Here is an 8,387-nt window from a genome sequence, read left to right on the forward strand (position 1 = left end):
AACGCGGCTACGGCTACGGCCCGTCCTTCCAGGGCCTGCGCGCGGCCTGGCGGCACGGCGAGGAACTGTACGCCGAAGTCGCCCTGCCCGACCAGGAACACCAGGACGCCGCCCTCTTCGGCCTCCACCCCGCGCTGCTCGACGCCGCCATGCACGGGCTGAGCTTCGCCGTACCCGACGAGGCGGACGACACGGAGCGCACGCTGCTGCCGTTCGCCTGGCACGGGGTCGCGCTGCACGCGGTGGGCGCGCGGGCCCTGCGGGTGCGGCTGACCTGGCTCAGTGAGAACACGCTGGCGCTGGACATCGCCGATCCGGCCGGTACGCCGGTCGCCTCGGTCGAGCGCCTGACGCTGCGGGCGATCTCGCCCGAGCAGCTCGCCGCGAGCCGGCCGGGCGGACTGGAGACGCTGCTGCGCCCGGAATGGAGCGAGCTGCCCGGCGCGCAGGCCGAACCGGCCACCCACACCTGGGTGGCGCTCGGCGCGGACGAGCTCGGCCTCGGCATCCCCGCCGTGGACGACGTCGCCGCGCTGGCCGACCTCCCGGCGGCGCCGGAGGTGGCGATCGTCCGCTGCCCCGCCCCGGACACCGGCGACGTCCTGGCCGACGTCCGCGGCGCGGCGGACGCCGTGCTGACCGTGGTGCGGGCCTGGCTCGCCGACGAGCGGCTGGTCGACTCCCGGCTGGTCGTGGTCACCTCCGACGCCGCGCCGGCCGCGCTCACCGTCGACCCGGGGCTCGCGCCGGTCTGGGGTGTGCTGCGGGCCGCGCAGGCGGAGAACCCGGGCCGGTTCACCGTCCTCGACCTGGACGGCACCGAGACCCCCGTGGTGGTCGCCCACGCGGTCGCGTCGCGGGAGCCCGAGGTGATCGTGCGGAACGGCGTGGCCGGCGTGCCGCGGCTGGTGCCCGTCCCGGCGGCGGCCGAAGCGCCGGAGTCGCCGTGGCGTGCGGACCGCACCGTGCTCGTCACGGGAGGCACGGGCGGGCTCGGCAGCCTCGTCGCGCGGCATCTCGTGGTCCGGCACGGCGTACGGCACCTGCTGCTGACCAGCCGCAGCGGCCTGGCCGCCGCGGGCGCCCCCGAGCTGGTGGCCGAGCTGTCCGGGCACGGCGCGTCGGTCACCGTCGCCGCCTGCGACGTCTCCGACCGCGACCAGCTGACCGCGCTGCTGGCGGACGTGCCGGCCGAGCACCCGCTCGGCGGCGTGGTGCATGTGGCCGGTATCGGCGACAACGGCCTGGTGTCCACGATGACGCCGGAGCGGCTGGACGGCGTGCTGCGGCCCAAGGCCGACGCCGCCTGGCACCTGCACGAGCTGACCCGCGACCTCGACCTGACGGTGTTCGCGCTGTTCTCCTCGGCCGGCGGCCAGGTGCTCGCCGCCGGGCAGTCCAGCTACGCGGCGGCCAACGTCTTCCTGGACGCCCTGGCCGTCCACCGGCACGCGAGCGGCCTGCCGGCCACCGCGATGGCGTTCGGCCTCTGGGACGTGGACACGGGGCTGAGCCAGTGGCTCAGCGACACCGACCTGCACCGGCTCCGCCGCCAGGGCCTGCCGCCGCTGACCGCCGAGGAGGGCCTGGCGCTGTTCGACGCGGCGCTGGCGTCGCCCTACCCGGCGCTCACGCCGCTGAGCGTCGACCGCGCCGCGCTCCGCTCCCGCCCCGGCGAGCCGCCCGCGCTGCTGCGCGGCCTCGCGGGTACGGGGCGGCGCCGGGCGAGCGTCGGCCAGGCCGACCCGGGCGCGTTCCGCGACCGGCTGGCCGGTCTCGGCGAGCCGGAGCGGAAGGCCGCGCTGGAGGACCTGGTGCGGGGCGTCGCCGCCGTGCTGCTCGGCCACGCCGGGGCGGCCGACGTCGACCTCGACAAGGACTTCCTGGAGTCCGGGTTCGACTCGCTGTCGGCCATGGAACTGCGCAACGGCCTCAACGCGGCCACCGGCCTGCGGCTGCCGCCGATGGTGGTGTTCGACAGCAAGACGCCGCGCGAGCTGGCCGCGTACCTGCACGACGAGATGGCGGTCACACCGGCCGGGGCCCCCGCGCCGGGGGCGGCCGTCACACCGGCGGCGGGGGAGCGGGCGCCCGACACGCTGAGCGCCCTGTTCCGCGCCGCGATCACCGACAACCAGGTGGCGGGGGCGTTCGACCTGCTGCGCGCGGTCTCCAACCTGCGGCCGAAGTTCACCACCCCGGCCGACCTCGGCGGGCCGATCCCGGCGGTGCAGCTCGCCGACGGGCCGGCGCGGCCGCGGCTGATCTGCCTGTCGACGCCGATGGTCACCGGCGGCGTCCACCAGCACGCCCGGCTCGTACGGCACCTCACTCCGCGGCACGTCTCGGCCATCCCGACGCCGGGATTCGCGGCCGGCGACAGCCTGCCGGCGACGCCGGAGGCGGGCGTGCTCGCGCTGGCCGAGGCGGTCCTCGCGGCGGCGGAGGGCGAGCCGTTCGTGCTGCTCGGCTACTCCTCCGGCGGCACCCTCGCCCACGCGACCGCCGCGTGCCTGGAGGAGCGGTACGGGACCACGCCCAGCGGCCTGGTCCTCCTCGACACCTTCAAGCTGCACGAGGGCGCCGGGCAGGCGATCCCGATGCAGCAGCTCGCGGCCGGCCTGTTCGACGTCGAGGAGATGTTCGGCGGCTTCGACAGCGCCCGGCTGTCCGGCATGGGCTGCTGGTTCGACATGCTGCCCGACCTCGACATCGGCACGGTGTCCGCGCCGGTGCTGTTCGCCCAGTGCACCGAGTCGTTCCTCGGCCCCGAGCCCGAGGACGGCTGGCAGGCCACGTCGTGGGACGCCGCGCACACCGTACGGCAGGTGCAGGCGAACCACTTCACCATGATCGACGAACGCGCGCACGTCACGGCGCGGGTCGTCGACGAATGGCTGCAGTCCATTTCCGGCTGATTCGAGTCCTAGCTGACTCCATTCGCAGCTGATCCGAAGTTCCGGCTGATTTAGGTTCCGGCTGATTCGAGGAATAACCATGGCTCTCGCGCCGAACGCGAAGGGCACCGTGCCCTTCGGTGAATACCGGACGTGGTATCGGGTGACCGGCGATTTGCGAGCGGGCGTGCCGCCTCTGGTGGTCGCGCACGGCGGTCCCGGCAGCACCCACGACTATCTGCGCAATATCGCCGACCTCGCCGGGCACGGCCGGCCGGTCGTCCACTACGACCAGCTGGGAAACGGCGGCTCGACCCGCCTGCCCGGCCGGGGCGCCGATTTCTGGACTCCTCAGTTGTTCCTGGACGAACTGGAGAATTTGCTGGGCGCGCTCGGCATCGCCGGCGACTACACGCTGCTCGGCCATTCCTGGGGCGGCGTGCTGGCCGCGCGGCACGCGGCGACGCGGCCCGCCGGCCTGCGCGGGCTGATCATCGCGAACTCCCCGGCGTCGTACCCCCTGTGGCTGCGGGAGCTGGCGGTGCTGCGCCGCGCGCTCCCGCCGGACGTCGCGGAGACGCTCACCCGTCACGAGGAGGCCGGCACCACCGACAGCGCGGAGTACGTGCGGGCCGTGAAGGTCTTCAACGACCGGCACGTCTGCCGTCTCGACCCGCTGCCCAGGGACTTCATCGCCTCCCTGATGGAGATCCACAACGACCCCGCCGTCTACTACACGATGAACGGGCCGAGTGAGTTCCACGTCAACGGCACGCTGCGCGACTACTCCGTCGTCGACTGCTGCCCCGACATCGCCGTGCCCACGCTGCTCATCTCCGGCAGGCACGACGAGGTGACTCCGGCCGCCGTCCAGCCGTTCGCCGATCTCATTCCCGACGTCCGCTGGCAGATTTTCGAGGATTCCAGCCACCTGCCGCATCTGGAGGAGCCGGAGCGTTTCCTGCGGGTTGTCCGGGAGTTCCTGGAGAGGATCCCGGACCGCGGTGCGACGCCCGTGCGGGCAGGCGAAATCTAAGGGCCTGCACGAGAAATTAGGGGTATACCGGGTGACCGAATTCTATTTATCGTCAAGTGCTCGCAACAAGCAGACTCAGAAGATCGGAGGAACTTCGGCATGACGCTGCTTGCTGGCAGTTCCTTGGAGGTCGGGCGATTTCGCGCCTACGGCCCTCGTCATATTGATGAGATCGGTGACAGGTACGGGCTTTCCGGCGACGCCCGCGAGGCGATCCGGCTGATCTCGCTCGTGCTGCCGTTCCGGGTCAACGACTACGTCCTGTCCCAGCTGATCGACTGGACCCGCGTCCCCGACGACCCGATCTACCGGCTGGTGTTCCCGCAGCGCGGGATGCTGTCGGACGAGCAGGAGCGGATCCTGTCGGTGCTGAGCGCCGCCGGCGACCGGAGCCGCCTCCAGGAGGCCGTCCGGACCATCCGCGCGGACCTCAACCCGCATCCGTCCGGGCAGAAGGAGCTGAACGTGCCCACCCTGGGCGACGTGCAGATCCCCGGCCTCCAGCACAAGTACCGCGAGACGGTCCTCTACTTCCCGAGCCAGGGCCAGACCTGCCACGCCTACTGCACCTACTGCTTCCGGTGGGCCCAGTTCGTCGGCGACGCGGACCTCCGCTTCGCCGCGCCGAACCCCGACCAGCTGATCACCTACCTCGGCCGGCACCCCGACGTCTCGGACGTGCTGATCACCGGCGGCGACCCGATGATCATGACGACGGAGCGGCTGCGCGCCCACATCGAGCCGCTGCTCGCCGTGGACACCGTGCGCACGATCCGGATCGGCAGCAAGTCGCCCGCCTACTGGCCGTACCGGTACACCACCGACCCCGACGCCGACGACCTGCTGCGGCTGTTCGAGCGGGTGGTGGCATCGGGCCGGACGCTCGCGCTGATGGCGCACTACAGCCACCCCCGTGAGCTGGAGACCGACGAGGCGCGCACCGCGCTGGCCAGGATCCGGCGCACCGGCGCCGTGGTGTACTGCCAGGCCCCGCTCATCAAGTACGTCAACGACGACGTGGACACCTGGGCCCGGCTGTGGCGGCTGGAGTTCGCCGCCGGGGCGGTGCCCTACTACCAGTTCGTCGAGCGGGACACCGGGCCGCACGCCTACTTCCGGGTGCCGCTCGCCCGCTCAGTGGAGATCTTCCACGGCGCGTTCCGCACCCTGCCCGGCCTCGCGCGGACGGTGCGCGGACCGGTCATGTCCGCGACCCCCGGCAAGGTGATCGTGGACGGGGTCGAGGAGACCCCGCAGGGCCGCTACTTCCGCCTGCGGTTCATGCAGGCCCGCCAGCCGTCGCTCGTCGGCCGTCCCTTCCGGGCGCACTACTCGCCGACGGCCGCCTGGCTGACCGAGCTCGAACTCGACCCGGACACCCCCGACGACATCATGACCGCCATCGACGGCGGCGCGTCCCGGATCGGGCGGTGGACGAGGGAGGCGGCGCATGTCCAGTCGTAGCGTCTCCCCGAACCTCGCTCTCGACCAGCTCGTCGCCCGGCGCAGGGCCGAGGGCGCCGCCATCGTGCACCTGGGCTTCGGCGAGTCCCGGCTGCCGGTCTTCCGGCCGCTGGTCTCCCGCCTGCTGGAGGGCGCGTCGCGCAACGCGTACGGGCCGGTGGCGGGCTCCGCCGAGGCGCGCGCGGCGGTGGCCGGCTACTTCACCCGCCGCCGCATGCCGACCGACGCCGACCAGACGGTGCTCGCGCCGGGCAGCAAACCGCTGCTGATGGCGCTGCAACTGGTGCTCCCCGGGGACGTCCTGCTGGCCAGGCCGTCCTGGGTCACCTACGCGCCGCAGGCGCGGCTGGCCGGCAAGCAGGTGTTCGGGGTTCCGATCCCGGACGAGTGCGGCGGCGTGCCGGAGCCGGAGGCGCTGCGCGAGACCATCCGGTCCGCGCGCGCGGCCGGGCACAACCCCCGCATCCTGGTCCTGACGACGCCGGACAACCCGACCGGCACGGTGGCCTCGCCGGCCCTCGTCCGTGAGCTGTGCGAGATCGCCGAGAGCGAGGACCTGCTGATCCTCTCCGACGAGATCTACCGCGACATCGTGCACGACCCCTGGCGCCCGGTGCTGAGCCCGGCGGAGGTCGTGCCGGACCGGACGATCGTGCTGACCGGCCTGAGCAAGAGCATCGCGCTCGGCGGCTGGCGGATCGGCGCCGCCCGGTTCCCGTCCGGCCCGTGGGGGGAGCGGATCCGCGACGAGGTGCTCGCGGTCGCCAGCGAGATCTGGTCGACCCTGGCCGGCCCGATGCAGGCCGTGGCGGAGTACGTGTTCGCCGAGCCGCCCGAGGTGGTGCGCCGCATCGCCGCGGACACCCGCCTGCACGGCGTCGTGGCGAACGCCGTCCACGAGATCATGGTCGGCGCGGGCGCGCTGTGCCGCCCGCCGACCGGCGGTTTCTACGTCTACCCGGACTTCGAACCGCTGCGCGAGAGGCTCGACTGGCACGGCGTCACCGACTCGGCGTCCCTGCAGCGGGTGCTGCTCGACGACTTCGGGGTGGCGGTGCTCGGCGGCCACCACCTCGGCGACGACCCCGGCGCGCTGCGCTTCCGCGCGGCGACCAGCATGCTCTACGGCCAGACCGCCGAACAGCGCGAGGCCGCGCTCTACGCCGAACGGCCCCTTTCCCTGCCGCATATCCGCGACGAACTCGACCTGCTCGAGGAAAAGCTGTCGGTGTTCGTCTCGTCTGGGGTTACTAAGGGTGCCGCCGCGTTCCCCGCCGGTGTACGTTGAAATTCGAATCAGCCGCTATTTGAATGTGAGGAATGCCATGCCTGTCGACGGCAAGTGGGCGGTCGAAATGCAGAGCCCCATGGGCAAGCAGACCCTTTTCTTCGACCTGAAGTCGAACGGCGAGGAACTGGTCGGCGCGCTTACCGGGACCGACGAGCCCAACCCCGAGCTGCTGGAGGGCAAGGTCACCGGCAACGCCGTCACCTGGAAGCTCAAGGTGACCAAGCCCATGCCGATCAAGCTGAAGTTCACCGCCACGATCAACGACAGCGTCCTGCACGGCCAGGTCAAGCCGGGCATGTTCCCCGGCTTCCCGATCACGGGCCGCCGCCTCTGAGCATGGACAGCGCCATCGTTTTTCCCGGCATGGGGCCGTGCGACTTCACGACCGTGGCCAGGTTCATGCTGGTCAACCCGGTCGCCAGGCGGCTGGTGGCGGTCGCCGGCGACGTGCTGGGATATGACCTCTTCGAGCGCTACCGGGAGACGAGCGGCGACTATTCCGAATACGCGCAGGTCGCCTTCTTCGTCAACTGCGTGGCGCTCGCGACCTGGGCGCGGGAGGAGTTCGGCATAGCGCCGGGCCTGTGCGCCGGAGCGAGTTTCGGCGGCAAGGCGGCCGCCGTCCACTCCGGCGCGCTCGGCTTCGCAGACGGGGTGCGGCTCACCGCCGAGCTGGTGCGCTACGAGACCGAGTACTTCGCGGCCGAGCACCCCGACGTGGTGACGCAGTCGTTCGTGCGGGTGCCGCAGGAGCGGCTGGCCGAACTGCTCGCCGAGATGGACGAACGCGGCGAGTGGTACGAGATCTCCTGTCAGGTCGACGACGACTTCCACATGCTGTCCGTACGGCGCGACGTGCTCGAGGAGCTGCGGAGCCGGCTGCGGGCGCAGGGCGGGCTTCCGCTCTACGTGATGGACCCGCCCCTGCACTGCCGCGCCTTCGGCGGCCTGCGGGACAGGGTGGAAGCCGAGCTGTTCCCCACGCTCACGTTCACGGACCCGGCGATTCCGGTCGTCGCGGACCAGGACGGCGGCGTGCGGGACACCGCGGCCGGCGTCCGGGACATCCTGCTCGACGGGATCGTCCGCCCGGTCCGCTGGCCGGCCGTCGTCGGCACGCTGCGAGAGCGGGGCGTCACGAAGCTGTACGTCTCCGGCCCCGACCAGCTCTGGGGCCGGGTGGGCGTCACCACCCGCAACTTCGAGGTCGTCGCGCTCGACCCGCGCTGGGCCACCCGCCCGCTCCGGCGGGACCGCGCCGCCCAGGAACACCGCGCGGCCCAGCGGCGCGCCGCGCAAGAGAACCTCGCCCGAGCCGGGGCGAGCCCTTCCTAGAAGACCACCCCGTGGAGAGAGCCATCATGTGGGACGAGCGATTCGAGACCATACTCCGCAAACACCTGCCGTTCCTGCCGGACGGGGCCCAGCTCACGGAGAGCAGCGACCTGCGTGACCTCGGCCTCGACTCGCTGAGCATGGTCGACCTGCTCGCGACGCTGGAGAGCACCTACCAGGTCCGCTTCCGCGACGACATGCTCAGCCTCGGCAACTTCGCCACTCCGGGCGCGCTCTGGGCGACGCTCAGCTCGGTGACTTGACATCGTCCCCTTTCTGGAGGGAGGGGATTCCGACTGTCGCCGGTCGGATTTCCTGCTTCACCGCCGGTCGCCTCGTCCGAGAGGATTCTCGTTGAGGTCTT

General features: G+C 72.1%; 7 protein-coding genes. All 7 read left to right on the top strand.

Annotated features, from left to right (window positions below):
• On the top strand, positions 1 to 2,918 hold a 2,918-nt coding region (locus Mam01_RS35560; protein WP_204289617.1), incomplete at its 5' end, for a type I polyketide synthase.
• Positions 2,919 to 2,997: 79 nt separating this feature from the next.
• Positions 2,998 to 3,933 carry a proline iminopeptidase-family hydrolase gene (locus Mam01_RS35565; RefSeq protein ID WP_204289618.1) on the top strand — a complete coding sequence of 312 codons (936 nt, stop codon included), beginning with the start codon at positions 2,998 to 3,000 and terminating at the stop codon, positions 3,931 to 3,933.
• A gap of 99 nt (positions 3,934 to 4,032) precedes the next feature.
• A complete protein-coding gene (locus Mam01_RS35570) occupies positions 4,033 to 5,397 on the top strand; it encodes a KamA family radical SAM protein (protein WP_204289619.1) in 1,365 nt (454 codons plus the stop codon).
• On the top strand, positions 5,384 to 6,685 hold the full coding sequence (locus tag Mam01_RS35575; protein WP_204289620.1) for a pyridoxal phosphate-dependent aminotransferase: 1,302 nt from the start codon (positions 5,384 to 5,386) through the stop codon (positions 6,683 to 6,685). The genes Mam01_RS35570 and Mam01_RS35575 overlap by 14 nt, the downstream gene beginning before the upstream one ends.
• Positions 6,686 to 6,722: 37 nt before the next feature.
• On the top strand, positions 6,723 to 7,022 hold the full coding sequence (locus tag Mam01_RS35580; protein WP_111699609.1) for a hypothetical protein: 300 nt from the start codon (positions 6,723 to 6,725) through the stop codon (positions 7,020 to 7,022).
• A 2-nt stretch (positions 7,023 to 7,024) separates the two neighbouring features.
• Positions 7,025 to 8,023, top strand: a complete 999-nt coding sequence (locus Mam01_RS35585; protein WP_239101868.1) for an ACP S-malonyltransferase — start codon at positions 7,025 to 7,027, stop codon at positions 8,021 to 8,023.
• Positions 8,024 to 8,034: 11 nt separating this feature from the next.
• Positions 8,035 to 8,286 (top strand): acyl carrier protein, encoded by a 252-nt coding sequence (locus tag Mam01_RS35590; protein ID WP_239101869.1) that lies wholly within the window; start codon positions 8,035 to 8,037, stop codon positions 8,284 to 8,286.
• Positions 8,287 to 8,387 lie beyond the last annotated feature (101 nt).

The organism is Microbispora amethystogenes, assembly GCF_016863015.1.
GTDB classification, from domain to species: domain Bacteria; phylum Actinomycetota; class Actinomycetes; order Streptosporangiales; family Streptosporangiaceae; genus Microbispora; species Microbispora amethystogenes.